At 71.8% G+C, this 25,353-nt stretch carries 23 protein-coding genes; 10 read left to right on the top strand and 13 right to left on the bottom strand.

The window, feature by feature from the left end:
* Positions 1-23: 23 nt before the first annotated feature.
* Entirely contained in the window at positions 24-416 is a 393-nt protein-coding gene (locus IE212_RS07760) for an ankyrin repeat domain-containing protein (RefSeq protein WP_190196954.1), read from the bottom strand.
* Between the two features lie 253 nt (positions 417-669).
* Here IE212_RS07760 and IE212_RS07755 point away from each other — a divergent pair, with 253 nt between their 5' ends.
* Together IE212_RS07755 and IE212_RS07750 are read left to right on the top strand one after the other, a co-directional pair.
* Positions 670-864: a hypothetical protein gene (locus tag IE212_RS07755; protein ID WP_003988891.1), complete on the top strand. Its 195-nt coding sequence runs from the start codon at positions 670-672 to the stop codon at positions 862-864.
* Positions 865-916: 52 nt separating this feature from the next.
* Positions 917-2,548, top strand: a complete 1,632-nt coding sequence (locus tag IE212_RS07750) for a hypothetical protein (protein ID WP_190196953.1) — start codon at positions 917-919, stop codon at positions 2,546-2,548.
* A 76-nt stretch (positions 2,549-2,624) separates the two neighbouring features.
* Here IE212_RS07750 and IE212_RS07745 read toward each other — a convergent pair whose 3' ends face one another.
* Positions 2,625-4,124: an SCO1417 family PLP biosynthesis transcription factor gene (locus IE212_RS07745; protein ID WP_190196952.1), complete on the bottom strand. Its 1,500-nt coding sequence runs from the start codon at positions 4,122-4,124 to the stop codon at positions 2,625-2,627.
* A 63-nt stretch (positions 4,125-4,187) separates the two neighbouring features.
* Between IE212_RS07745 and yczE the strand changes: the two genes are divergently transcribed.
* From yczE to IE212_RS07725, 4 genes are all read left to right on the top strand, one after another.
* Positions 4,188-4,877: a membrane protein YczE gene (yczE, locus tag IE212_RS07740; protein ID WP_190196951.1), complete on the top strand. Its 690-nt coding sequence runs from the start codon at positions 4,188-4,190 to the stop codon at positions 4,875-4,877.
* Complete coding sequence (locus IE212_RS07735; RefSeq protein ID WP_190196950.1) at positions 4,874-5,641, top strand: glycerophosphodiester phosphodiesterase family protein; 768 nt, start codon at positions 4,874-4,876, stop codon at positions 5,639-5,641. Before yczE ends, IE212_RS07735 begins: the two co-directional genes overlap by 4 nt.
* Positions 5,642-5,710: 69 nt before the next feature.
* Positions 5,711-7,057 carry an MFS transporter gene (locus IE212_RS07730; RefSeq protein WP_190196949.1) on the top strand — a complete coding sequence of 449 codons (1,347 nt, stop codon included), beginning with the start codon at positions 5,711-5,713 and terminating at the stop codon, positions 7,055-7,057.
* 266 nt (positions 7,058-7,323) lie between these two features.
* Complete coding sequence (locus tag IE212_RS07725; protein ID WP_003977404.1) at positions 7,324-7,698, top strand: RNA polymerase-binding protein RbpA; 375 nt, start codon at positions 7,324-7,326, stop codon at positions 7,696-7,698.
* Between the two features lie 121 nt (positions 7,699-7,819).
* Here the strand turns inward: IE212_RS07725 and fxsA are convergent, their stop codons facing one another.
* The 4 genes from fxsA to IE212_RS07705 all read right to left on the bottom strand — a co-directional run bounded on the left by fxsA (position 7,820) and on the right by IE212_RS07705 (position 11,980).
* A complete protein-coding gene (fxsA, locus tag IE212_RS07720) occupies positions 7,820-8,395 on the bottom strand; it encodes an FxsA family membrane protein (RefSeq protein ID WP_190196948.1) in 576 nt (191 codons plus the stop codon).
* 92 nt (positions 8,396-8,487) lie between these two features.
* Positions 8,488-9,291, bottom strand: a complete 804-nt coding sequence (locus tag IE212_RS07715) for a polyprenol monophosphomannose synthase (RefSeq protein WP_190196947.1) — start codon at positions 9,289-9,291, stop codon at positions 8,488-8,490.
* Positions 9,292-9,814: 523 nt separating this feature from the next.
* Positions 9,815-11,419 carry an amidohydrolase gene (locus tag IE212_RS07710; RefSeq protein WP_190196946.1) on the bottom strand — a complete coding sequence of 535 codons (1,605 nt, stop codon included), beginning with the start codon at positions 11,417-11,419 and terminating at the stop codon, positions 9,815-9,817.
* Between the two features lie 120 nt (positions 11,420-11,539).
* On the bottom strand, positions 11,540-11,980 hold the full coding sequence (locus tag IE212_RS07705) for an Lrp/AsnC family transcriptional regulator (RefSeq protein WP_006136660.1): 441 nt from the start codon (positions 11,978-11,980) through the stop codon (positions 11,540-11,542).
* Positions 11,981-12,182: 202 nt separating this feature from the next.
* Here IE212_RS07705 and IE212_RS07700 point away from each other — a divergent pair, with 202 nt between their 5' ends.
* Positions 12,183-12,614, top strand: coding sequence for a hypothetical protein (locus tag IE212_RS07700; RefSeq protein WP_190196945.1), 432 nt, complete (start codon positions 12,183-12,185; stop codon positions 12,612-12,614).
* 432 nt (positions 12,615-13,046) lie between these two features.
* Here the strand turns inward: IE212_RS07700 and IE212_RS07695 are convergent, their stop codons facing one another.
* Positions 13,047-14,219 (bottom strand): acyl-CoA dehydrogenase family protein, encoded by a 1,173-nt coding sequence (locus tag IE212_RS07695; RefSeq protein ID WP_190196944.1) that lies wholly within the window; start codon positions 14,217-14,219, stop codon positions 13,047-13,049.
* Positions 14,220-14,557: 338 nt separating this feature from the next.
* Between IE212_RS07695 and IE212_RS07690 the strand changes: the two genes are divergently transcribed.
* A complete protein-coding gene (locus tag IE212_RS07690) occupies positions 14,558-15,826 on the top strand; it encodes a glycoside hydrolase family 18 protein (protein WP_190196943.1) in 1,269 nt (422 codons plus the stop codon).
* Between the two features lie 52 nt (positions 15,827-15,878).
* Here IE212_RS07690 and IE212_RS07685 read toward each other — a convergent pair whose 3' ends face one another.
* Positions 15,879-16,535: a TetR/AcrR family transcriptional regulator gene (locus IE212_RS07685; protein ID WP_190196942.1), complete on the bottom strand. Its 657-nt coding sequence runs from the start codon at positions 16,533-16,535 to the stop codon at positions 15,879-15,881.
* Positions 16,536-16,728: 193 nt separating this feature from the next.
* Positions 16,729-18,108: a C39 family peptidase gene (locus IE212_RS07680; RefSeq protein WP_190196941.1), complete on the bottom strand. Its 1,380-nt coding sequence runs from the start codon at positions 18,106-18,108 to the stop codon at positions 16,729-16,731.
* Between the two features lie 191 nt (positions 18,109-18,299).
* Here IE212_RS07680 and IE212_RS07675 point away from each other — a divergent pair, with 191 nt between their 5' ends.
* A complete protein-coding gene (locus IE212_RS07675) occupies positions 18,300-18,956 on the top strand; it encodes a uridine kinase family protein (protein WP_190197006.1) in 657 nt (218 codons plus the stop codon).
* A gap of 430 nt (positions 18,957-19,386) precedes the next feature.
* On the top strand, positions 19,387-21,246 hold the full coding sequence (locus tag IE212_RS07670; RefSeq protein ID WP_190197005.1) for an AAA family ATPase: 1,860 nt from the start codon (positions 19,387-19,389) through the stop codon (positions 21,244-21,246).
* 143 nt (positions 21,247-21,389) lie between these two features.
* On the opposite strand, the gene IE212_RS07665 is transcribed toward IE212_RS07670, so the two are convergent.
* The 4 genes from IE212_RS07665 to hisG form a co-directional block, all read right to left on the bottom strand.
* Positions 21,390-22,466, bottom strand: a complete 1,077-nt coding sequence (locus IE212_RS07665) for a hemolysin family protein (RefSeq protein ID WP_190196940.1) — start codon at positions 22,464-22,466, stop codon at positions 21,390-21,392.
* On the bottom strand, positions 22,463-23,794 hold the full coding sequence (locus tag IE212_RS07660; RefSeq protein WP_190196939.1) for a hemolysin family protein: 1,332 nt from the start codon (positions 23,792-23,794) through the stop codon (positions 22,463-22,465). The genes IE212_RS07665 and IE212_RS07660 overlap by 4 nt, the downstream gene beginning before the upstream one ends.
* 245 nt (positions 23,795-24,039) lie before the next feature.
* Positions 24,040-24,489 carry a PH domain-containing protein gene (locus IE212_RS07655; RefSeq protein ID WP_190196938.1) on the bottom strand — a complete coding sequence of 150 codons (450 nt, stop codon included), beginning with the start codon at positions 24,487-24,489 and terminating at the stop codon, positions 24,040-24,042.
* Between the two features lie 13 nt (positions 24,490-24,502).
* On the bottom strand, positions 24,503-25,351 hold the full coding sequence (hisG, locus tag IE212_RS07650; protein WP_190196937.1) for an ATP phosphoribosyltransferase: 849 nt from the start codon (positions 25,349-25,351) through the stop codon (positions 24,503-24,505).
* Between the last annotated feature and the right edge of the window lie 2 nt (positions 25,352-25,353).

Below are 25,353 nucleotides of genomic sequence, written 5' to 3'. Positions count from 1 at the left end.
CGTTTCAGGTCAGACTGGCCTGTTCAGTGCTCGCCGAACAGTTCCAGCAGTTCCGTCCGGCCGAACATCCGGGCCGTGTCGACGGCCGAGGGAGTGCCGGCGGACGGGTCGGCGCCGCCCTCGAGGAGGGCTCTGACCACTTCGGTCTCACCCTTGAAGGCCGCTCCGGCGAGCGGGGTCTGGCCCCGGTCGTTCACCCGGTCGGCCTCGGCGCCGCGGGCGAGCAGGGCCCGCACCGCGCCGGAGTGGCCGTGGTAGGCGGCGAGCATCACGAGCGAGTCGCCGCGGTCGTTGGTGAGATCGGCCGGAACACCCGCGTCGACGTACGCCACGAGCGCCTCGGTCTCCCCCCGCCGGGCCAGATCGAAGATCTTGGTCGCCAGCTCCACGACCTCGGGGTCGGGGACTTCGGTCATCGGCCGGACCGCCTCTCCACTGCACGTCACGTCAGGCGCGTACGCCTGCGAGTGGGGCAGCCGTACGAGTGAATCGCCAGGGTACTGGCTCGCGCCGTACATGACCCGATGTGCCCGAGGTAAAGATCACCACGGATCACCGACCAACCTGAATGGTCGGATTCATACCCAGTTGCACCTTTTATCGTATGGATACATCCTGTGAGCCTGGAAGTACTCATGGTGACTGTCCCCGCGAACCAGGAGAACCCACATGATTCTGTCCATCTCAGGCGTGGTCCTGCTCGGCATCGTCGTCTTCATCTTCTTCCGCAAGGACGGCCTGAAGGCGTCGCACGCCGTGGTGACGATGCTCTTCGGCTTCTATCTGGCCAGCACGGCCATCGCGCCGAGCATCAAGGCGGGTGGCGAGAGCCTGGCGAGCCTCCTGGGCGGAATCAAGTTCTGACGGCCCCGAGCCTCGTACGCGTCCCGACCGTAGGTACCCAGTGGAGGCAGCAGTGACCCGGCGCCCCCTCCCCCGCATTCTGAGCAACGGCGGCGCGCAGTTCGCCCGGAGCCGGGAGCTGGCCCGGACGGCCGCCGACAGCGCCACGGATGTGCTCCATCCGCTGATCACGATCACGCGGGGTCTGCGCCGGCTGGCGGCGGCCGGGCGGCGCAGATGGGCGCAGACCCCGAAGGAGAGGCGGGGGGCGCTGCTGTTCCTGGCGGCCTCCGTGATCCTGGTCGTGGCGCTGGTGCCGTACGGACCCCTGCTCGCGGCCATCACGCTGACCGCTTCGGCGGCCTGGCAGGGCAGGGACCGCGCCGCGACGGCACCCGACGGGCCCGACGAGTCGCAGTCCCAGCGCCTGACGTCGCTCTACGAGGCGCTCGTGCCCTACTTCTCCACCGCCGAGGACCCCGATCCGCTGTACGCGCACGGCGGCGCGTGGGACAAGGCCTTTCCCACCTACGCGTTCGACGGCGGCGCCCGGATCTCGCACCTGGTGGTGCGCTACCCGCCGTACTTCGCCGACGGCGAGGCCGACGCCCGGGCCCGGATCGAACACCTCCTCGCCGCCAAGTCGGGCCGTGGCCGCGAGTACCACTTCACGTGGGACGAGGAGGACAACCAGTTGACGGTCCGTGTGCTCATGCCGCTCGCCGCCGACATCGCCGCCCAGCGCTTCGTCACGGCTCCCGGCGAGATCGTCCTCGGCTTCACCGACCGGACCCGGGTCCGGCGCACGCTGCCCGTGGTCTGCGGAGAACAGCGACGGGACGTTCATCCGGTCCTCTGGCGCACGGGCCCGCGCTCCACCGAGCCCCACCTGCTCGCCCTCGGCCGGCCCGGCAGCGGCACGTCCACGCTGCTGCGGTCCGTCGCCCTGCAGGCGCTCCGGCACGGCGACGTGGTGATCGCCGACGGTGGCGGCACCGGCGAGTACGCCTGCCTGACCGGACGGGACGGCGTCCTGGCCGTCGAGTGCGGGCTCGCAGGGGTACTGGCGAGCCTGGAGTGGGCCGCGCACGAGACCGAGCGCCGCCTGATCGCCATCAACCGCGCCCACCAGGCGGGGCACCCGCCGCCCGACGACACCAGGCGCCCGCTCTGGATCCTGCTGGACCGCCCGTCGGCGTTCACCCACCTGGCCGCCGCGGACGACCGCAAGGACCCCCAGTCCCTTCTCCAGGTCCCCCTGCGGCACGGCCGCCTGGCGAACGTGACGGTGGTGGTGGCCGACCAGCTGGACAGCATGGAGACCCTCAGCGAACCGGTGCTGCACCACACGCGCGCCCGCGTCGTCCTCGGTCCGGCGACGGCCGGGCTGCTCGAGTCCGTCCTGGGCGCACCCCCGCACACCACCCCCGTCGACGAGGTCCCGCCCGGTCGCGGCTACGCCCGCCTGGGCACCGGCCCGGTCCACCGTCTCCAGGTCCCCGCCACCCCTCACCCCTACGACGACGCGACCACGGACGCCCACCGCCAGGCGGTGCTGGACCTCCTCCCGCCCCGCACGGCGCCGGCGGACGAAGCGACGGTGCCGGAACCGGCGGAAGGCGGCCCCGAGCCGGCGGATCAGGAGCCGGAGCCGGCGGAGCCCGAGCCCGTACCGGCGCTGACCAAGCCCACCCAGACGCCTTGAGCCGGTCGGCGAGCGCCGGCCCCGAGGGCTGGGGCCTGTTGTGAGAGTGACCAGCCTGTCACTTTCACAACAGGCCCTAGGCGACGAACGTACGCGGCGCCTCCGTACCGCCGACCCCACCGGACTCCACAAGCCCCGCCGCCGCGGCCAGCCGCACAGCCGCCTCCTCGGCCACCACACCCCCCACGGTGAACGGCAACCGCACGTATCCCTCGAACGCCCCGTCCACTCCGAAGCGCGGCCCGGACGGCACCCGGACCCCGACCCGCTCCCCGGCCTCCGCGAGCCGGGACCCGGAGAGGCCCCCGGTCCGCACCCACAGCGTCAGCCCGCCCCGCGGCACCTCGAACTCCCACCGGGGAAGCTCCCTGCGCACCGCCGCCACGAGCTCGTCCCGGTTCTGCCGCGCCTGCTCCCGCCGCGCCTGCACCGCCCGTTCCCAGCCACCCGTGCCGAACAGCCAGTTCACGGCCAGCTGCTCCAGCACCGGCGTGCCGAGATCCGCGTAGGCCCGTGCGGCGACCAGGCTGCGGACCACGTCCGGCGCGGCCCGTACCCACCCGATGCGCATCCCGGCCCAGAAGGCCTTGCTCGCCGAGCCGACCGTGATGACGGTCGAACCGGCCGGGTCGAACGCGCACACCTGCCGCGGCATCCGCACATCCGGATCCAGCCACAGTTCGCTCATCGTCTCGTCGGCGATCAGCACGGTCCCGGCGGAGCGCGCCGCGTCCACCAGACGCCGTCGCTGGTCCTCGTCGGCGAGCGCCCCGGTCGGGTTGTGGAAGTCGGCGACGACGTAAGCGAGCCTCGGCGCGGCGTCCCGCAGGACCTGCCGCCAGCGGTCCATGTCCCATCCGGCGAGCCCCTCGGCCATCGCGACGGGCACCAGCCGGGCTCCGGCCTCGCGCATCAGCTGGAGGATGTTGGCGTACGAGGGTGACTCGACGGCGACGCGCTCGCCCCGCCCGGCGAACAGATGGCAGATCGCGTCGATCGCGCCCATCGCCCCGGTGGTGACCATGATCTGCTCGGGCATGGTCGGAATCCCGCGAGCGGTGTACCGCTCGGCGATCATCGACCGCAGCGCGGGCAGCCCGGCGGGATAGTCGCCGTGCGTGTGCGCGTACGGCGGCAGTTCCTCCAGCGCGCCCTGCACGGCCCGGGTCAGCCACGGCTCGGGGGCCCCAAGCGCCGCGCAGCCCAGGTCGATCATCGACCCCAGGGCCTCGGGCGGCAGCGGTTCGAGGCCGCGCGCGGGCAGTGGGTTCCCGGCCGGCACCGCGGTCCAGCTGCCCGCGCCCCGCCGGGACTCCAGGAACCCCTCGGTGCGCAGCGCCTCGTACGCGGCGGCGACCGTGGTACGGCTCACGGACAGGGACAGGGCCAGTTCGCGCTCGGCCGGCAGCCGGGCGGCCACCGGGACGCGTCCTTCGAGCACCAGCAGGCGGATGCCGTCGGCGAGCGCACGGTAGGCCGGCGGGCGGCGGGCGCCGGGCCCCGCCGGGCGGTCCTGCTGGGAGCTGAGCAGCCGGGCGAGCTGCGCCGCACCGACGGCAGAGGTCCACTGCGCCATGAAATCAGTCCACCTTCCCCGGATTGGCCATGGATGGCTCGTCCGTACAAGCCACAGGGTGTCATGCGTCAGTCCACTACCACCACAGGGGGGCACCTCATGTCCACGCAGCGCCGTCTCGGTCGGCGACTGACCCAGCTGTACGCCGGTCTCGCGCTGTACGGCGCGAGTTCGGCACTGCTCGTCCGGTCGGGGCTCGGCCTGGAGCCGTGGAACGTGCTGCATCAGGGCATCGCCGAGCGGACGGGCATGTCCATCGGCGTGGTCCTGACCATCGTGGGTGCCATGGTGCTGCTCGCCTGGATCCCGCTGCGACAGCGGCCGGGTCTGGGCACGGTCTCCAACGTGCTGGTCATCGGCATGGCGATGGACGCCACACTGGCCCTGGTGCCCGATGCGCACGGCCTGGCGGTGCGCGGGGCGCTGACGGTGGGGGGAATCGTCCTCAACGGGGCCGCGACCGGCCTGTACATCGCGGCGCGCTTCGGCCCGGGACCGCGCGACGGTCTGATGACGGGCCTGCACCGGCTCACCGGCGTCTCGGTCCGCCTGGTGCGCACGGGCATCGAGCTCACGGTCGTGGCGACCGGCTTCGCCCTGGGCGGCACCGTCGGCGTCGGCACGCTGCTCTACGCGGTGTCGATCGGCCCGCTCGCCCAGCTCTTCCTGCGGGTGTCCGCCATTCCCTCGGCATCCGGCGGCAGCGCGGTCGTTGCCACCGGTCAACCACGAGGAGCGATACTGCGAGCGTGAGCTCGCGGATACGCCACCCCTACCTCGACCATCCCGGCCCGATCCCCTTCGCCCACCGGGGCGGGGCCGCGGACGGCCTGGAGAACACCGTGCGGCAGTTCCGGTGCGCCGTCGAGGCGGGATACCGGTTCATCGAGACCGATGTGCACGCCACGCGGGACGGCAGGCTCGTCGCCTTCCACGACGCGACCCTGGACCGGGTGACGGACGGGGCGGGCCGGATCGCCGACCTGCCGTGGCAGGAGGTACGGCGGGCGCGGGTGGCGGGCGCGGAACCGGTACCGCTCTTCGAGGAGCTCCTGGAGAGCTTCCCCCAGGTGCGCTGGAACGTCGACGTCAAGGCGGAGGCGGCCCTGCTGCCCTTCCTGGACCTGGTCGGGCGGACGGGCTCCTGGGACCGGATCTGCCTCGGTTCCTTCTCAGAGGCGCGTGTGGTGCGCGCCCAGCGGCTGGCGGGCCCGCGCCTGGCCACGTCGTACGGCACCCGGGGCGTGCTCAACCTGCGGCTGCGCTCCTGGGGGCTGCCGGCGGCGGTGCGCCGCTCGGCGGTCGCCGCGCAGGTCCCGGAGATCCAGTCCGGCATCCAGGTCGTGGACCGCCGCTTCCTCCACGCCGCCCACGCGTGCGGGCTCCAGGTGCACGTGTGGACCGTCAACGACCCCGAGCGCATGCACCGGCTCCTGGACCTGGGCGTGGATGGCATCATGACCGATCACATCGACACGTTGCGCAAGGTCATGGAGGACCGGGGCGTCTGGGCCTGAGGAGTGCGAGGACCTCTGAGGGCCCCGGGTCGCTCGCCTGCGCGTGTTCACGGGGAAGCGAGGGCGCGGGTGGGCACCGACACCGTGCGGACACCGCCGGCCGACGGGGCCGGGGAGCTCAGACGCGAGCAGCGGGGCTGGTACTTCTACGACTGGGCGTGTTCCGTCTACTCGACGAGCGTGCTCACCGTGTTCCTGGGCCCCTATCTGACCTCGGTCGCCGAGTCCGCCGCCGACGCCGACGGGTACGTCCACCCTCTCGGCATCCCGGTCCGGGCCGGTTCCTACTTCGCCTATTCGGTGTCCCTGTCGGTGATCGTGGCGGTGCTGACGATGCCCATCGTCGGGGCCGCCGCCGACCGCACCGGCCGCAAGAAGCCGCTGCTCGCCGCCGCCGCGTACCTGGGGGCGACGGCCACCACGGCCATGTTCTTCCTGGACGGCGGCCGTTATCTGCTCGGCGGGCTGCTCCTGGTGGTCGCGAACGCGGCGCAGTCCGTGGCGATGATGCTCTACAACTCGTACCTGCCGCAGATCGCGCCGCCCGAGCAGCGGGACGCGGTCTCCTCCCGCGGCTGGGCCTTCGGCTACGCGGCGGGCTCGCTGGTCCTGGTCGCCGACCTCGTCCTCTACACCGGGCACGACGGCTTCGGCGTCTCGGAGAGCACGGCGGTCCGCATCTGCCTGGCCTCGGCGGGCCTGTGGTGGGGCGCGTTCGCCCTCATCCCGCTGCGGCGGCTGCGCGATCGCGGGCCGGCCGCGCCGGGGGCCGCCCTGCCGGGCTTCCGGCAGCTCGCGGCGACCGTCCGCGACATGCGCCGCCACCCGCTGACCCTGGCCTTCCTGCTGGCCTACCTCGTCTACAACGACGGCATCCAGACGGTGATCAGCCAGGCCTCGGTCTACGGCTCCAAGGAGCTCGGCCTCGGGCAGTCCACCCTCATCGGCGCCGTCCTGCTGGTGCAGGTGCTGGCGGTCGCGGGTGCGCTGACGATGGGCCGGCTGGCCCGGGCCTACGGGGCCAAGCGCACGATCCTCGGTTCGCTGCTCGCGTGGACGCTGACACTGGCGGCCGGCTACTTCCTGCCGGCCGGGGCTCCGGTGTGGTTCTTCGCACTGGCCGCCGGGATCGGTCTGGTCCTCGGCGGCAGCCAGGCGCTCTCCCGGTCCCTGTTCTCCCATCTCGTGCCGCCCGGAAAGGAGGCCGAGTACTTCTCGGCCTACGAGATCAGCGACCGCGGGATGAGCTGGCTGGGCCCGCTGCTGTTCGGTGTCATCTACCAGCTGACCGGGAGCTACCGGGACGCGATCATCTCGCTGGTGGCGTTCTTCGTCATCGGGTTCGTTCTGCTCGCGAGGGTTCCGGTGCGGCGTGCGATCGCCGAATCGGGGAATCCGGTTCCTGACCGGATTTAGCACTGGAAGCGAAAGGGCTGTAGTGTACGCGTTTGGCCTGCCAGGCGGACCGTTACTGCGCGTCAAAGATGCCGAAACGCTAGGTCACATCTGCTATTAGATGTGACAAACCGGGCGCTGGTGGGTACAACAAGGGCGGCTACGACGGCGACGCATGACCCGGAACGGGACCCGGAACGGGAATCTTTACCGCCGACCGGACGTTGACCGGATGACGACGACAGCGACACCTGTCCTGTGGGCGACAAGCCCGGGAGGCACGATTCATGAGTGAGCGAGCTCTTCGCGGCACGCGCCTCGTGGTGACCAGCTACGAGACGGACCGCGGCATCGACCTGGCCCCGCGCCAGGCCGTGGAGTACGCATGCGAGAAGGGGCACCGCTTCGAGATGCCCTTCTCGGTCGAGGCGGAGATCCCGCCGGAGTGGGAGTGCAAGGTCTGCGGAGCCCAAGCACTCCTCGTGGACGGCGACGGCCCGGAAGAAAAGAAGGCCAAGCCCGCGCGTACGCATTGGGACATGCTGATGGAGCGGCGCACCCGTGAGGAACTCGAAGAGGTCCTCGAGGAGCGCCTGGCGGTTCTGCGTTCCGGTGCGATGAACATCGCGGTTCATCCGCGAGACAGCCGCAAGTCGGCGTAAGTCCCCTCCGGGGTCTGGCCGAGATTACAGCGCGTCAGTGACCGCGGGCGCCGTACGTGAAGTACGGCGCCCGCGGTCTTCTGCGTCCTGCCAGGCCTGCCAGACCTGCCAGGGGAAGAACTCAGTGCGCCAGCGGCGGGCGCGGTCCCTGCGGGGCGTCGCCCGGCTCGTCCCTGATCACCTCGCCCTGGACGACCTTGCCGTCGGGGCGGCGCATCCGGGCCTGCTGGAAGGCGCCGCCCAGACTGCCCGGACCGGCCTCCCGGAGCCTGCGCTCGAAGGTGCGTTCCGCTGAACGGCTCACGGCCTTCTGGACCGGGGGCAGCAGCAGGAGCAGGCCCACCGCGTCCGACACCACGCCGGGGATCATCAGCAGCAGACCGCCGAGCATCATCAGGCCGTTGCCCTCGCTGTTCGGGCGGTCCGCCGCCGGCATCACACCGCTCTGCTGCTGTTGCAGCGCCTCGGAGAGGTTGCGGAAGGCCCGCCGGCCGGCCCGCTTGATCACGACCGCGCCGAGGACGAAGCCGGCGATCAGGACGAGGAGGACCACCAGTCCGCTCGACGCCCCCGCGATCATCGTGAGCAGCCAGATCTCCAGCACGAACCACGCGGCGACGCCCAAGGGCAGGAAGGTGCGCAGCCGGGAGCGCCGGGGCCGGGCGGGGGACGTGGGAGTCTGAGCGCCAGTCGTCATGCCTCCAGTGTGCCTGGCCCCGGCTCAGCACGGGATAAGCCCGTGATCAGCGGTTCCTGGGCGCGGCCGGCCCGGCGGTGACCCGGTCGGCGTTACGGCTTCGACGGCCTGCTGTCGCGCCCCGTGACCTTGCCGACCCGCTCCCCGACGCCCCACGCGGTGACCCGCCACAGCGCCTCCACGAGGATGTCGCGGCTCATCTTGGAGTCACCGTGTTCCCGCTCGACGAAGGTGATCGGCACCTCGACCACGTGGTAGCCGGCCTTGACCGCGCGCCGGGCGAGGTCGACCTGGAAGCAGTAGCCCTGCGAGGCGACCTCGTCGAGTCCGAGGCCCTCGAGGGTCTCGCGGCGGAAGGCACGGTAGCCCCCGGTGATGTCACGCAGCGGCAGGTCGAGCGCCAGGCGGGAGTACAGGCTGCCGCCCCGGGAGATCACCTCGCGGGACTTCGGCCAGTTCACCACCCGGCCGCCCGGCACCCAGCGTGAGCCGAGGACCAGGTCGGCGCTCTTGAGGGCGGTGAGCAGTCGGGGCAGTTCCTCGGGCTGGTGGGAGCCGTCGGCGTCCATCTCGATCAGCACGCCGTAGTCGCGCTCCATGCCCCAGCGGAAGCCGGCGAGGTAGGCCGCGCCCAGGCCCTCCTTGCCCTTGCGGTGCAGCACGTGCACGTGGTCGTCGTCGACGGCCAGCTCGTCGGCCAGCTTGCCCGTGCCGTCCGGGCTGTTGTCGTCGGCCACCAGCACGTGTGCCTCGGGGACGGCCCCCCGCACCCGGCCGACGATGCTCTTGATGTTCTCCGCCTCGTTGTAGGTCGGGATGATCACCAAGGCCGTGCCGAGCGGGCCGAACTTCCTCCCCTGGGCTCCTGCCGCGAGGGTTCCGTCGCCGTCGTTCACTGATGCCCCTTCATGTCCGTACGCAGGGGTCCACCATAGTGCGCCCGGCCTGCGATGACATGACTGGACGTACGAATGGCGGTGTCGAGTCCGCGAGAAGCGGGTAGGAATGCGCCTTTGGCCGCGCGCGTACGGCGGATGGGGGCCCGGCGCCCTTCGGGCCGACCTGGGACCCGCTGGCTGCGGATCGACCGAAAGCCGTTGTCTACTGAGCGCCCGGGCCCCACCCGGGTCACACCTCCCCGACCGGCCGGAACCTTCCCTCGGCGCCGCGCCGGCCTGAGCCTGGCTCCCAGCGACGGTGCCCGGTGCGGCACACCGTCCCTGACCCGGCGGCGCTGCGGCGAGTGCGCGGACGGTTCCCGGTCGGGCGTCCGGTGGTGGACTCGGCCGAACCTACCGGCCTCCTGCGGCCGCCTGTCAACAGCCGTTTGACCTGCGCATGTTGCGGCAAAGCCCTGGTCAGGCGCAGGTCGAGTGACGGGGGTGCGGCACACGACCCGCGCGCGCCACCCCCCGTAGATCACTCGCCCGGCCGTACGAAGACCGTGCGTCCGCCCACCACGGTGCGCAAGCAGACGGGCAGGTCCCGGCCCGGGGTCAGGTCGGGCAGCCCCGGGGTGCCCGAGCGGGGGTCCGTCGACCAGCGGGCGACCCGGTCGTCCGGCGCCTGGACCACGAGTTCGCCGGTGCGCCACACCGCGTAGTCGGCGGGTGCCCCGGGGACCAGGACGCCCGCGTCGTCCCGTCCGACGGCCCGCCAGCCGCCCCGCGTGTGCGCCGTGAACGCCGCGCGGACGGACACGCGGTGCTCCGGGGTGCGATGGAAGGCGGCGGCCCTCACCGTGCCCCACGGGTCGAGCGGGGTGACCGGGCTGTCGGAACCGAAGGCGAGCGGGACGCCCGCGCGCAGCAGGCCCGCGAAGGGGTTCAGCGCACGCGCCCGCTCGGCACCCAGCCGCTGCGCGTACATGCCGTCCTCGCCGCCCCACAGGGCGTCGAAGGCAGGCTGGACCGAGGCGGTGAGGCCGAGTTCGGCGAACGCCGCGATCGTCTCGGGGCTGAGCATCTCGGCGTGCTCGACGCGGTGGCGGGCGGCCCGGACCCGTGCGAGACCGAGCTTCTCGGCGGCTTCCCGCACACCCTCGGCCACGGCGTCCACCGCCGCGTCGCCGATGGCGTGGAAGCCGGCCTGGAGGCCCGCCTCGGTGCAGGCCACGACGTGTGCGGCGACCTCGGCGGCGTCCAGGTAGGCCGTGCCGGTGTGGCCGGCGTCGGCGTACGGCTGGTGCAGGCAGGCCGTGTGCGAGCCGAGGGCGCCGTCGACGAACAGGTCGCCCGCGGCGCCGGCCGCGCCCAGCTGCCGGGCCTTGGCGACGTCCCGCTCGGCCCAGTAGCCGACGACGCGCGGGCCGGGCTCCTCGGCGGCGAGACGCAGCAGCCCGGTGAAATCGTCCTCGGAGGAGATCTCCGGGCCGGCGCACTCGTGGACGGTGCCGATCCCGAGCGACACGGCGTGCGCGAGGGCGGCGCGCTGGGCGTCGGCGCGCTGCTGAGGCGTCACGGCCGCGAAGGCGGCGGCGCGCACCGCGTGGTGGGCGTCGGCGGTGAGCGGTCCGTCCTCGCGGGTGACGTCCGCCGGGAGGAGGTCGAGCAGGGCCGTGGTGACGACCGCGGAGTGGACGTCGATCCGGCTGAGGTAGAGGGGCCGGTGGCCGGTGGCCTCGTCGAGTTCGGCGCGTGTCGGGGGGCGGCCGCCGGGCCAGCGGGCGGCGTCCCAGCCGTGCCCGAGCAGCACGCGGTCGTCCGGCCGGGAGGCGGCGAAGTCCCGTACCAGGGCCAGGGCCGCCTCGAGGGAGGGGGCGGCCGACAGATCGAGTCCGGTCAGCGCGAGCCCGGTGGCAGTGGTGTGCACGTGCGCGTCCGTGAACGCCGGTGTGACCAGAGCGCCGTCGAGGTCGATCACTTCGTCGACCCCGTCGGCGAAGGCGTCGGCGGCTCCCTCGGAACCGACCCAGGCGACCTGTCCCCGTTCCACGACCATCGCCGTGGCGAAGGGATCGGCAGGACTGTGGACCTCTCCGCGACGGAGCAGGAGGGTCTGGGGCGGCGCACTGGACTCACTCATGGGGCACAGTCTCACAGGGGCGGGTGCGACGCCCCGAGTCAGGGGCGCGGGGCCGCACGGCTGTGCGGCCCGCGGTGTGGGCACGGGCAACCCCCGAGACCCGCGCCCGGGAACCCGCGATCAGATCCGCGGCGGTCGCGCCTCGTACGGCGTGGACAGCACCACCGTCGTCCGTGTGGAGACCCCGGCCAGCGACCGCACCCTGGCCAGCAACTCCTCCAACTCGTGCGGGGTGGCCACCCGCACCTTGAGGATGTAGTTCTCGTCGCCCGCGACACTGTGACAAGCCTCGATCTCGGGCACACCCGCCAGCCGGTCCGCGATGTCGTCCGGCGCACTGGGATCGAACGGCTTCACCGAGATGAAGGCCGTCATGGGCAGTCCCACGGCCTCCGGGTCGACGACCGCCGCATAGCCCCGGATGACCCCCCGCTGCTCCAGCCGCCGCACCCGCTGATGCACGGCCGACGTGGACAGACCCGTGGCCTTGCCCAGGTCGGTGTAGCTCATCCGCCCGTCCTTGACGAGCAGCTGCACGATCTGTCGGTCCAGCTCCTCCATGGCGCAAGAACCTACAGGGCGCCCGGTCCCCCCGGACACCCGAGGAGCCAGAGCGGGCACCTGCGTACGGCATGTGACGAACGCCACAGGGTTCGAACAGTCTGCGTAATGTTCTCGTGATTACCGCCCAGGGGGGACGGGAAGTGCTTGCTGTGGCCGAGGCCGCAGCGCCTGAACGGCCCAGCCCGAGGGGGAGAATCCAATGCAGAGTCTTAAGCGCCCTGGTCGCACCGCACCCAAGCGGCAGCTCGTCGTCGAGCCCGAGCCGGAGGGCGTCGAACCCGACGCTCTCGACGACGAACTCGACGCCTACGACACCTTCGAGATGTTCCGGGTCGTCTGCCCGGACTGCGCGCAGCCCATCGCCCTCCTGGCGGACGAGGAGGTCCTGCCGGAGCACGCGCTGTGCGCCTCGCCGTGGAACCCCTTCGGGCTGACGGTCTGCGCCGGAACCGGCCGCCGGGCCACCGACGCCCGCCCCGCCGACGAGTCCGTCGGCCCTCAGGAGCAGGACACCGGCCTGTTGTTGACGCTCCCTCAGGGACTCGACTGGCGGACCCAGCCCTTCTCGCACGTCGGCGGACCGGGCTCACGCCCCATCAGGGTCCCCGTCCTGCGCCGCCAGGCGGCGTGAGCACGGACCTTTCCCGGCCCGCACGCTCCACTCCCGTAACTGCCCGCACCACGGCCCGAGGCCTGCCGTGGTGCGGTTCAGTGCGCCCCGGCGGATGACGGCGGTGCCCTGGTGCCGACGCGCCGGACGGGACACGGACGGCACACGGACCGGGCGCCCGTGAACGCACGCCCGAATCCACCCGCCGGTGACCTGTCCGGCCTTCGCCACGTTGCCCTGGCATGACCCCCATCTCCTCAGCGACCGGGCGTCAGCGCCTCCTCTACGTCCCGCCGCCCGCAGAATCGGTTCGGCCGACTGCGCCGCGGTATCAGGACCCGCCGATCTACAGCGACCTGATGCGGGCCTGGGCAGAGCGCGGCCGCACCCTCCCGGGCCGTCACGACCCGGAGTGGATGCGGCTCGCGGCACCCTGGCGGGGCCTGGACCAGTTCAGCGTCCCTCTGGACCCACGAGATGACGGGCGATGACCATCCGCTGGATCTGATTGGTGCCCTCGACGATCTGGAGCACCTTGGCCTCGCGCATGTAGCGCTCGACCGCGAAGTCCGCGGTGTAGCCGTAGCCGCCGAGGATCTGCACGGCGTCGGTGGTGACCCGCATCGCCGTGTCGGTGCAGTGCAGCTTCGCCATGGCCGCCTGCCGGGCGAAGGGCCGGCCCGCGTCCCGCAGTCGCGCCGCCGTCAGGTAGAGCGCGCGGCCCGCCTCGATCTGCGTCGCCATGTCGGCGAGCATGAAACGCAGACCCTGGAAGTCGGCGATCGGCTTGCCGAACTGCCGCCTCTCGGCCGCGTAGGCCAGCGCCTCGTCGAGCGCCGCCTGGGCCACGCCGATGGCGCACGCCGCGATGCCGAGCCGTCCCGAGTCGAGCGCGGACAGCGCGATCGCGAAGCCCTGCCCCTCCTCACCGATGCGACGGTCGTCGGGGACCCGTACGTCGTCGAAGTGGACCTGGGCGGTGGGCGAGCCCTTCATGCCCATCTTCTTCTCGGGCGCGGCGGCACCGACCCCCTGGGCGTCGCCCGGCACGAGGAAGGCGGTGATCCCACGGGGGCCCTCCCCGCCGGTGCGCGCCATGACCGTGTAGAAGTCGGCGATCCCGCCGTGCGTGATCCAGGCCTTGGTGCCACTGATCACCCACTCGTCACCGTCCCGCACGGCCTTGGTCCGCAGGGCGGCCGCATCCGATCCCGAATGCGGCTCGGAGAGGCAGTAGGCACCGAGCATGCCACCGCCGAGCATCGCGGGCAGGTGCTCGACCTGCTGCTCCTTGCTGCCGTAGGCGGCGAGGGCGTACGAGGCCAGGGTGTGCACGCTGACACCGAGGCCGACGGTGAGGCGGGCCGCGGCGAGCTCTTCCAGGACCTGGAGGTACACCTCGTACGGCTGGTCGCCGCCGCCGTACTCCGAGTCGTACGGCAGGCCGAGCAGGCCGGAGCGCGAGAGGAGGGTGAAGAGTTCGCGCGGGAAACGGCCGGCGTCCTCCTCCTCGGCCGCCTTCGGGGCGATCTCCTGCCGCGCGATGTCACGGACGAGCGAGATCAGATCCCGGGCCTCGTCCGTGGGCAGTTGCCGGTCCACCGGCTGCGGGGCGCGGTCGGGCATGTCGACGCTCTCCTCCCTGTCGGGCGCTGGCGGACGGGCCCGTGGGTGAGGGCGGCGCCGCCGGGTCGTTCCTGGTGCCTGGCCGATGCTTGCAGTTCCGGGTCTCGGAAGCTGCTGACCAGCGGCTCTGGGCTGTGAGTATGCCCGATCGGAGGCGTCCCGTCACCAGTTAACGACCGCTCACTTCAAGAAATACCCGAGTGCGCCCGCGAGGGCGAATTGGTCCGCACCATTGACCTGACTGGTCTAGTCCTCCTACTGTTTCGCTCCACCAAATCACCGCGTTCATGCCAATCTGCGCGCCTCGCGCTCCCCCTCTCCCCACGAGGAGACACCGGATGCACATCCCCCACCGCTCCCGCTTCCGGGCCATCGTGTCCGCGGCCTGTTGCGCCGTCCTCGGCGCCGGTCTGCTGGCCGGCGCGGGCACCTCGTCCGCCACCGCGGCGGCCTCGGCTCAGGAGGCCGCCGCAGTTTCGAAGACCGCCCCCGGCTCCCGGGCCGCCGGCTCCAAGGTCATCGGGTACTTCACCGAATGGGGCACCTACGACCGCAAGTACCACGTCAAGAACATCGAGACGTCCGGCTCGGCGGCCCGGCTCACGCACATCAACTACGCCTTCGGCAACGTCACCGGCGGCAAGTGCGCGATGGGCGACGCCTATGCGGCCACCGACCGGGCCTACACTGCCGCCGAGTCCGTCGACGGCAAGGCCGACACCTGGGACCAGCCACTGCGCGGTAACTTCAACCAGCTGCGCAAGCTGAAGCAGAAGCACCCGAACCTCAAGGTGCTCTGGTCCTTCGGCGGCTGGACCTGGTCGGGCGGCTTGCCGGAGGCGGCGAGGAACCCGGCCGCCTTCGCCCAGTCCTGCTACGACCTGGTGGAGAACTCCAAGTGGGCCGATGTCTTCGACGGCATCGACATCGACTGGGAGTATCCGAACGCCTGCGGCGCCACCTGCGACACCAGCGGCAAGGCGGCCTTCAGGAACCTGATGCAGGCCCTGCGCGCGAAGTTCGGCGCGCGGAACCTCGTCACCGCGGCGATCACGGCGGACGCCACGCCGGGCGGCAAGATCGACGCCGCGGACTACGCGGGCGCCGCACAGTACGCCGACTGGTACAACCCGATGACGTACGACTTCTTCGGTGCCTGGGACGCCGCCGGCCCGACGGCCCCGCACTCGCCGCTGACCTCGTACTCCGGCATCCCGAAGGCGGACTACCACACCTCGGCGACCATCGCGAAGCTCAAGGGCCTCGGCATCCCCGCCGCGAAGCTGCTGCTCGGCGTCGGCTTCTACGGCCGCGGCTGGACCGGCGTCACCCGGTCGGCTCCCGGCGGCACGGCGACCGGCCCGGCGGCGGGCACGTACGAACAGGGCATCGAGGACTACAAGGTGCTGAAGACCAAGTGCCCGGCGACGGGCACGGTGGCCGGTACGGCGTACGCCAAGTGCGGCAGCGACTGGTGGAGTTACGACACGCCCGCCACCATCGGGACCAAGATGGCCTACAAGAACCAGCAGGGCCTGGGCGGCACCTTCTTCTGGGAGCTGAGCGGCGACACGGCCGGCGGTGAGCTGATCAAGGCCATCAAGTAGGCCGGGTGGAGCGCCGGGGGCGGAGGGGCCGTGACGGTTCCTCCGCCCTTGCTCACGCCCCCTGCCGGGCGGCCTTTGGGGCCGGGTAGGCGGGGTCCAGGTCCTCGATCGCGCGCAGGGCGCCGCCGAGCCCCTTCACCAGCAGCTCGCACATGGTCCCGCGGGGCAGCTCGGGGCGGTCGATCCATTCGAGGGTGGCACCCTCGACGCCGCACACCCAGGCCAGCAGCCCCATGCGAGCCAGCGGGGCGATGTCGACGCGACCGTACGCCCCCTCGGCGATGGCGGCGACGATGGCCTCACGCACCCCGTCACGGATGGCGTGCACCTCGGTGTCGAAACCGACGCCGCCGCTGACGATCGTGCGGTACGCGGCCTGATGGTGCTCGGCGTAGCGCAGATAGCTGTCGATGGTGCGCTGGACACGGTCGACCGGGGGCAGTTCCAGGCCGCTCGCCGCCAGAGTGACCAGGTCGGTGACCGAGTCCTCGATGATGGCCAGGTAGTAGCCGCGCTTGGACTGGAAGTAGTAGTAGATCAGCCCCTTGGCCACGTGCGCCTGCCGGGCGATGTCGTCCATCGACAGGGCGTCGTAGGACGTGTGGGCGAACAACCTGCGCCCGATGGCGATGAGTTCGGCACGGCGCGCCAGCGAGCGTTCGGTGCCGCGGGCTCTGGGACGCGCGGCAGGTTGCTGACTGATATTCAATTTCGACCCTGGTTCCAACGGGCGGACTGGAGCCCTTCTCCCGCGGAGATCCATCAGAAGGGCCCAGGCGGGACACCCGCAGTATGGCAGGTCGCAGGGCCGGGTCGTGGGTCAGGTCACAGTGCCCCGGAGAGCCGGGTCACGGCGCTCAGGGACGGGGCACGGGCATCGCCGCGACAACCATGACGCGGACTCACACGCGCACGCCCACGGCCGCGAGCGCCATGCGCTGGGCCGCGGCCGGACGCGCCGGGAAGTAGAGGTAACAGACGCCGCCGGTTCCGGAGACGACCTTGCCGGAGGAGTTGTACCGCTTCGTCCGCAGCCAGATGTTCTCGAACTCACGACGCCGGTAGACCCGCCGCACGGCCTCGTTGCTCGCCGAGGCCGGGTCGTTCGCGATCACGTCGCCCTCGCCGGTGAAGCCGATGACGGTCATCAGATGTCCGGCGGTGCCGTACCCGGCGCCCGTCAGCTCCTCCTTCAGGAAGGACTGGGACGTTATGACCGGGACGCCGGCGGCGATCAGCGTCTCCAGGTCGGTGAGCGAGCCGAGCCGGGTGACCACACCCCGGAGATCCCTGAACGTGGCCGCGTAGGCGGCGTTGAACGGCCAGTTGCCGCAGCCCGCGTACTGGTGGTCGTACGTGAACCGGGCCGCGTGGCAGACCTGCGGGTCGGCGTACGCCGGATCGACCCAGGCCAGCTGCTCGGGTGTGAGCCGGCCGCCCCAGTACTCGATGATCATCTGGGAGGACGTGGGACTGCACCAGGCCTCGCCGCCGTTGTCGTACTCGGGGTACTGGCCCTTGTGGATCTCCTGTGAGTACCGGGGGACGGCCAGTTCGTTCGCGAGGCCGGGTACGGACGCCGGGACGGTGAAGCGGTCGGGGACGTCCGAGCCCATCACGTGCAGCCGCCACACGGTGGGCGTGGCCTTGGAGCCCGGCTTGCGGTACAGGGTCAGACGCAGCCGGCAGGAGGCCAGGCGCAGCCCCGTCGCCGGGTCGTCGACCGCCAGCGTGTCCGTCCAGACGGTGCTCCTGCCGTCGCTCTGGTCGTCGACCGAGGTGCGCCGGATGTCCTGGTCGCCGGCCGCCCAGCGGCCCATCACGTACCAGGGGGTGCTGGTGCCGTCGGTGTAGGTGCCCTTGAGCTCGGCCTGGAGCCAGGTGCCGGCCGGGGTGTGCGCGTTCCAGGAGACGATCGCCTCCGTCGCGGGAACCGCGAACCGGTGGGTGGGGGACGTCCAGGTGCCGTATTCCCAGGAGGCTGTGGTGCCGGTGTGCGGGTCCCTGTAGTCGGTGGTTCCGGCGGGCGTCGCGATCACCACGCCCGGGCGGGAGCCCGCGACGGCACGGGTGCCCCGGGCGGCGCCCCCGCTCCAGTCGGCGAACGAGGTCCAGGCCCGGTTGCCCACGGTGCGGGCCGGGACGGCGCGGGCGGGATCTGCGGTGTCGGTCGGCATGACGGCCTCGGGCTCGGCGGCTGCCGAAGTCGAGCCCGCTGTTAAGGCGGCGACGGCCGCGGCGGCCAGGACGGTTCTGCGTGACGGGTGTTCGGCTCTGCTCATGGCGGGGACCCCCGGATGTCGGAGTCGGGCAGGGGCGGGGCAGGCTCTGGCACGTGGATCGCACGTGTATGCGCCACATAGGAGCACAGCGCGCCGGGTCCCGCCAGCACTTCGACCGGCGCCACGCCAACCGGTACGGGCGTGGACCGGCCGCCGGGGCCGAGGGCACCCTCGTTAGAGTGCTGCACGAGATGAATGTGCCCTTCCGCTCCGCCCCGGGATCAGCAGTCCGCGATCTGGCCTCGCACATCCGCGGCCTCCCGCCCTCCTGCGGCCCGGTCCGTCTCGTCGGCGTGGACGGGCACGCCGGATCCGGGAAGACCACGTTCGCCGGTCGCCTGGCCACGGCGCTGGACGGCGCACCGGTGCTGCGCCTCGACGACATCGCCAGCCACGACGAACTCTTCGACTGGACCGGGCGCCTGCTCGACCAGGTGATCGAACCGCTGCGCCACGGCCGGACCGCGCGGTACGCCCCCTACGACTGGCGGGCCCGCCGCTTCGGCCCCCCGCGCCCCCTGCCGGCCGCCCCGGTGGCGCTCGTGGAGGGCGTCGGCGCGGGACGCCGGGACCTGCGCCCTCATCTGGCCCTGCTGCTGTGGATGGAACGGCCGGACGAGGAAGCCTGGGCGCGCGGGCGGGCGCGGGACGGGGAGGAGCAACGGGAGTTCTGGAACGGCTGGATCCCCGCCGAACGCCGGCACTTCGCCGACGACCCCTCGCGGCCCTACGCCGACCTCCTGGTGCGGGAGGTGGAGAAGGGGTATCACGTGCTTCCGGGGCCTGCAGGGTCCACTGGACCGGACCGGAATCTCACTCAGGGTGACGGGCCGCCCGCAGTGTGCTGAACTCGTGAAAGCCCTTGCGGGGCAACTTGGCGAAGTGCTCCAACTCGGCTTGACCGAGGGCCCGTACAGGATTTACGTTCTCAATGTGCGGCCATTCGGAGCCGCCCACAGACGCGAAGCCCCCGGTTGTTCCCCCGTGACCGGGGGCTTCGTTCTGTCTTCTTCCGGTTTTCGAGGCGCCGTATGCCGAGAACGCTCACCCTCGGTCACCGTGCGCTGCTTCGCCGCGTCCGCTCCCACCTCGCCGAACGGCCCGTGCGGCACCCTACGGGGCAGCGGCCCCCGCGGGTACGATGCCCTCGTTGCGACCCACGGACGGTTGCTTCGCGCACCTGGCAACTCCGGTCCGTGGCAGAGCGGTTCGAGCAGGGCAGCCGGCTGGGGGCGGCTCGTTGGCATTCCGACGGGGGCACGGTTCGTGGGGGACGTGATGGACTTCGGCACGCAGGGCCCTCAGGCCCCCGCCGACCTCGCCTGGCTGCGAGGCGTGGACGCCTACACCATGGGTGCCTATCCGCAGGCGGAGGAGGAGTTCCACGCCGCCGTCCGGATGGACCCGGGGATGGCCGACGGCTGGCTCGGGCTGCACGCGCTGCGCGTCGACACGACGACGGCGCTCCTCAGGATGTTCCGGCACCGTGACCGCTTCGGCGAGCAGCGTTCCCGCTACCGGCGCACCCTCAACTCCTGGTACTGGCTGGGCTGGTGGGTACAGCCCGTGCTGGAGAGCCCGCGCGATCTGCTGCTCGCGCACGCCTCCCACTGGCTGGACGGCCGCCACGTCCCCGAGCTGGACCGGGCGCTCGCCGGACTGCCGCCGGTGGACACCGATCACCACATCCGGTTCCTGCACGCCTGCCGCGCCTACCTGGTGAAGGACTGGGAGCAGCTGGTCCGGCACACCGACCCCCTCCTCGACGACCCGGTGCTCGGCATCGAGGCGGGCCTGTTCGGCGGCATGGCCCGGGTTCGCCTGGAGATGTACGGCCAGGCCGAGCCGCTGCTGTCCGCCGCGCTGATGCGCTGCCGCAGTGAGCAGCCCCAGCGCAAGGAGCTGCGCTACTGGCTGGCCCGGGCGCACGAGGGCACCGGCCGCAGCGCCGCCGCGCTCCCCCTGTACCGGGCCGTGCACCGCGTCGACCCCGCCTTCATGGACACCTCGGCGCGGCTCGCCGCGATCGCCGAGGGCGACGGCTACGACGCCGCCGATCTCGCGGCCATCACACTCACCGGCGCCGGCCAGGACGCCGTGGACGGTCCTGACGGGTTCGATCCCCTCTTCGGCACCGACGGCCGCGATCTGAGACTGCCCGATCCCGAGCCGCCCGGCTCCGCTCCCCTGCCACCGGTCAGCGACCCCTCGGTGCGCGAGAAAGGCGGGCCGGCGTCGTGGCTGCCCGCCGGGCCCACCGACCCGGCGTTACTCGAGGCGGCCCTCGCCGAGCTGGAGCGCATGGTGGGGCTGGAGCCGGTGAAGCGGCAGGTCAAGGCGTTGTCGGCACAGTTGAACATGGCCCGGCTGAGGGCCGGGCAGGGGCTGCCGGTCCAGCCGCCGAAACGGCACTTCGTCTTCTCCGGCCCTTCCGGCACCGGCAAGACCACCGTCGCCCGGATCCTCGGCCGCGTGTTCTACGCCCTCGGCCTGCTCGGTGGCGACCATCTGGTGGAGGCCCAGCGGGCCGATCTGGTCGGCGAGTACCTCGGGCAGACGGCCGTGAAGGCGAACGAGCTGATCGACTCGGCCCTCGGCGGTGTGCTCTTCGTCGACGAGGCGTACTCGCTGTCCAACTCCGGTTACGGCAAGGGAGACGCGTACGGCGACGAGGCGCTGCAGGTGCTGCTGAAGCGGGCCGAGGACAACCGCGACCACCTCGTGGTCATCCTGGCCGGCTACCCGGAGGGCATGGACCGCCTGCTCGCCGCGAACCCCGGGCTCTCCTCCCGCTTCACCACCCGCGTGGACTTTCCTTCGTACCGGCCCCCGGAACTCACCGAGATCGGCAAGGTGCTCGCGGCGGAGAACGGGGATCTGTGGGACGAGGAGGCCCTCGACGAGTTGCGGTCGATCGCCGGGCACGTGGTGGATCAGGGGTGGATCGACGAGCTGGGGAACGGGCGGTTTCTGCGGACGCTGTACGAGAAGAGCTGTGCGTACCGGGACCTCAGGCTGTCCGGGTACCCCGGGGTGCTGGGGCGGGACGATCTGGCGACGCTGCGGCTGCCGGATCTGATGCAGGCGTATGGAGAGGTCTTGTCGGGGCGGGGACCGCAGGATCCGTCGGCCATGTGAGTTCGCCGGCCGCGGGCCGGTGGGGCTGGTCGCGCGGTTCCCCGCGCCCCTGAGTGGGTCCGGTGAAGGCCGGTCGAGCCGCACCCACCTGTCCGGGGGCGGGGAACCGCGCGACCAGCCCCCACGTGCCCGCAGCTACGGTGCTACGTCGCCAGCACCTCTTCACCGGACCTCGGCTCGGTCAGCCGGACCTCGCGCACCTGCCGGTGAGCCGGATCCCGCACCTCCCCCACCAGCAGCTCCAGCACGTCCTCCAACGCGACAAGACCGAGCACCTTCCCGGCCCCGTCGGCCACCTGCGCCAGGTGCGTGGCCGCCCGCCGCATCACCGTCAGCGCGTCGTCCAGCGGCAGCTCGGGCCTCAGCGTCGTCATGGGCCGCCACAGCTGCTGCGGCACGGCCCGGTCCGAGTGCTCCAGGTCGAGGACGTCCTTGACGTGCAGGTAGCCCATGAACACACCGTTGTCCGCGGCGACCGGGAAGCGGGAGTACCCGGTGCGGGCGGTGAGCTCGACGATGCGGGCGGGGGTGACCGACGGGCTCACCGTCACCAGTGACTCGTGTGTCAGCAGGACGTCCGTCACCGGGCGGGAGCCCAGCTCCAGGGCGTCCTCCAGGCGTTCGGCCTCCTCGGGGTCGAGCAGCCCCGCCTGGCCGGCGTCCTCCACCAGCCGGTTGAGCTGCTCGCTGGTGAAGACGGCCTCGACCTCGTCCTTGGGCTCGACGTGGAACAGCCGCAGGATGCCCTGCGAGACCGCGCCGAGGGCGGCGGTGATCGGCTTGCAGAAGCGGGCGAACCAGACCAGACCGGGGCTGAGCCACAGCGCGGTCTTCTCGGGGGCCGCCATCGCCAGGTTCTTCGGGACCATCTCACCGATGACGAGGTGGAAGAAGACCACCGCGGCGAGGGCGATGACATAGGTGAGCGGATGGATCATGCCGTGCGGCAGGTGGATCCACTCGAACACCGGCTCCAGCAGGTGCGCGACCGTCGGTTCGGCGACCGCGCCCAGAGTGAGGGAGCAGATCGTGATGCCGAACTGGGCCGCCGCCATCATCTGCGGCAGCCGCTCCAGTCCGTAGAGGACCTGCCGGGCCCGGGCGGTGCCGAGCGGTTCGATCTGACTGCGGCGTACGGAGACGAGCGCGAACTCCGCGCCGACGAAGAAGCCGTTGGCCAGCACCAGGAGCGCGGCGAAGGTCAGTTGGAGCACGCTCATCGGGCGGCCTCCATCACGGCGACCGGGGCGGTCCTGACGAGCCGCACCCGCTCGGCGCGGTAGTGGCCGACCTGGCGCACCGACAGCCGCCAGCCGGGAAGCTCCGCCTTGTCACCGACGGCCGGGATCCGGCCCAGCAGGTCGGCGATGAGGCCCGCCACGGTCTCGTACGGGCCCTCGGGCACCTCCAGGCCTATGCGCTGGAGGATGTCGACACGGCAGCCGCCGTCGACGTCCCAGGCGGGCCTGCCGTCCTCGGGCGGGGCGGCGGCCAGCTCGGGCAGGTCGTGTTCGTCGTGCTCGTCGCGGACCTCGCCGACGATCTCCTCGACGATGTCCTCCAGCGTGACCACACCGGCGGTGCCGCCGTACTCGTCGACGACGACCGCGATGGGCTGCTCGCTGCGCAGGCGGGCGAGCAGCGGCCGTACGGGCAGGGTCTCGGGGACGAGCAGCGCCGGGCGGGCGATGCGGCCGACGGGGGTGCGCAGCCGGTCCCGCACGGGCACCGCCAGGGCGTCCTTGAGGTGGACCATGCCGACGACCTCGTCGATCTTGTCCCGGTAGACGGGGAAGCGGGACAGGCCGGTGGCGCGGGTCAGGTTGACGACGTCCTCGGCGGTGGCGGAGGACTGCAGGGCACTGACCTTCACCCGCGGCGTCATCACGTGCTGAGCGGTGAGCTCGGCCAGCGACAGCGTGCGGACGAAGAGATCGGCCGTGTCCTGCTCCAGGGCGCCGGCCCGGGCGGAGTGACGGGCCAGGGAGACGAGCTCGCCGGGAGTGCGGGCGGAGGCCAGTTCCTCGGCGGGCTCGATGCCCAGGGCGCGTACCAGCCGGTTCGCGACGGCGTTCAGACCGGCGATCACCGGGCGGAACAGCCGGGCGAAGACATGCTGCGGGCCCGCGACGAAGCGCGCGACCTGGAGCGGCCTGGACACCGCCCAGTTCTTGGGCAGCAGCTCGCCGATCACCATCTGCACGGCGGAGGCCAGCAGCATGCCGACGACCACCGTGACCCCGGAGACGGCACCCTCGGGTACGCCGATCGAGGTGAACGGGCCGTGCAGCAGCTCCGCGAGCGCCGGTTCGGCGAGCATGCCGACGACGAGGGAGGTGATGGTGATGCCGAGCTGGGTGCCGGAGAGCTGGAAGGACAGTTCCCTGAGGGACTCGACGACGCGGTGGGCGCGCCGGTCGCCCTCGGCTGCGGCCTTCTCGGCGTCCGCCCGCTCGACCGTCACGAGGCCGAACTCGGCGGCCACGAAGAAACCGTTGGCCAAAATCAGCAGGAACGCGGCTGCCAGGAGCAGCAGGGGGATGGTCATGATGCCGCCGCCTCCGCACGGTCGCGGACACGGTCCGCGCTATGTCGGCAGGGGGCGGCGCAGGTACTGCAGGACGATCCGTCCATCGCCGGAGAGGGTCACTCCTCGATCAGCAGGAGCCCCTGGCACACCGGGCGGGGCGACAGGGGCGGAGGCGCATCCGTTCACGCCTCCGCCACCAGATTAATCAAGACATGGCCCGATGCGGCAGGGTGACCACCCCGAGGATCTCTCCGAGCCGGTCCTCAGGGCCGCTCGCGGTCCGGCACGGAACGGGCCTCGGCGAGCGAGCGCAGGGCTCGGGCGTCGGCGATCGCGCGCTGTCTGGCCAGGCCCGGCTGAATGCCGAGCGCGGGCAGGCTGGTGCCGTCGCTGAGGTTGAGGAACACCCAGGGATCGCCCGGGCGGAGGGTCACCTGAAGGATCTCGGCCCACTCCAGCCGGCGCTTGTTCGTGAGATTGACGACAGTGACGCCGTCCTCGTCGGCGACGACCTTGGGCCGTGCCAGCAGGAGCAGCACGGCGTCCAGCAGGAGCGCCGTGAACACGAAGCTGACGCGCTCGCCCGGACTGAGCTGCTGCAGCGACATCGCGACGGCCGTGATCACCACGAAGACGGCGACGGCGGCGGTGAGCAGCACCACGCGGGTGCTGCCCGGCCGGAACGTGACGGGCAGGGTGGGCAGGTCGGACATCGGCTCTCGCCCCTCAGAGACGGCAGGCGTGGATGGCCGTGGTCAGGATGGCCCGGGCGCCGATGTCGTACAGATCGTCCATGATCCGCTGCGCCTCCTTGGCCGGAACCATCGCGCGGACGGCGACCCAGCCCTCGTTGTGCAGCGGGGAGACGGTCGGCGATTCCAGACCGGGGGTGAGGGCGACGGCCTTCTCCAGCTGCTCGACTCGGCAGTCGTAGTCCATCATCACGTACGTCCGGGCGACCAGGACGCCCTGGAGGCGGCGCAGGAACTGCTGCACCTTGGGGTCGTCGGCGTCCGCGCCGGTGCGGCGGATGACGACGGCCTCGGACCGCATGATGGGCTCGCCGACGACCTCGAGGCCGGCGTTGCGCAGCGACGTGCCGGTCTCGACGACGTCCGCGATGACCTGGGCGACGCCGAGCTGGATGGCGGTCTCGACGGCGCCGTCGAGGTGGACGACGGAGGCGTCGATGCCGTGGTCGGCGAGGTGGCCCGCGACGATGCCCTCATAGGAGGTGGCGACGGTCTTGCCCGCCAGGTCGGCGAGGCCGCTGATGGTGCCGGGCTTGCTCGCGTAGCGGAAGGTCGAGCGGGCGAAACCGAGGGCGAGGATCTCCTCGGCGTCGGCGCCGGAGTCGATGAGCAGGTCCCGGCCGGTGAGGCCGATGTCCAGCTGACCGGAGGCGACGTAGAGGGCGATGTCGCGGGGGCGCAGGTAGAAGAACTCGACCTCGTTCGTCGGGTCGACGATCCGCAGTTCCTTGGACTCCCGGCGCTGCTGGTAGCCGGCCTCATGCAGCATCTCCGCCGCAGGGCCGGACAGTGAACCCTTGTTGGGGACGGCGATGCGCAGCATGA

The organism is Streptomyces djakartensis (assembly GCF_014651075.1).
In the GTDB taxonomy this organism is placed as follows: Bacteria; Actinomycetota; Actinomycetes; order Streptomycetales; family Streptomycetaceae; genus Streptomyces; species Streptomyces djakartensis.
Note: the sequence above shows the minus strand (reverse complement) of the source record. Positions and strands in the feature narration are given on the sequence as shown.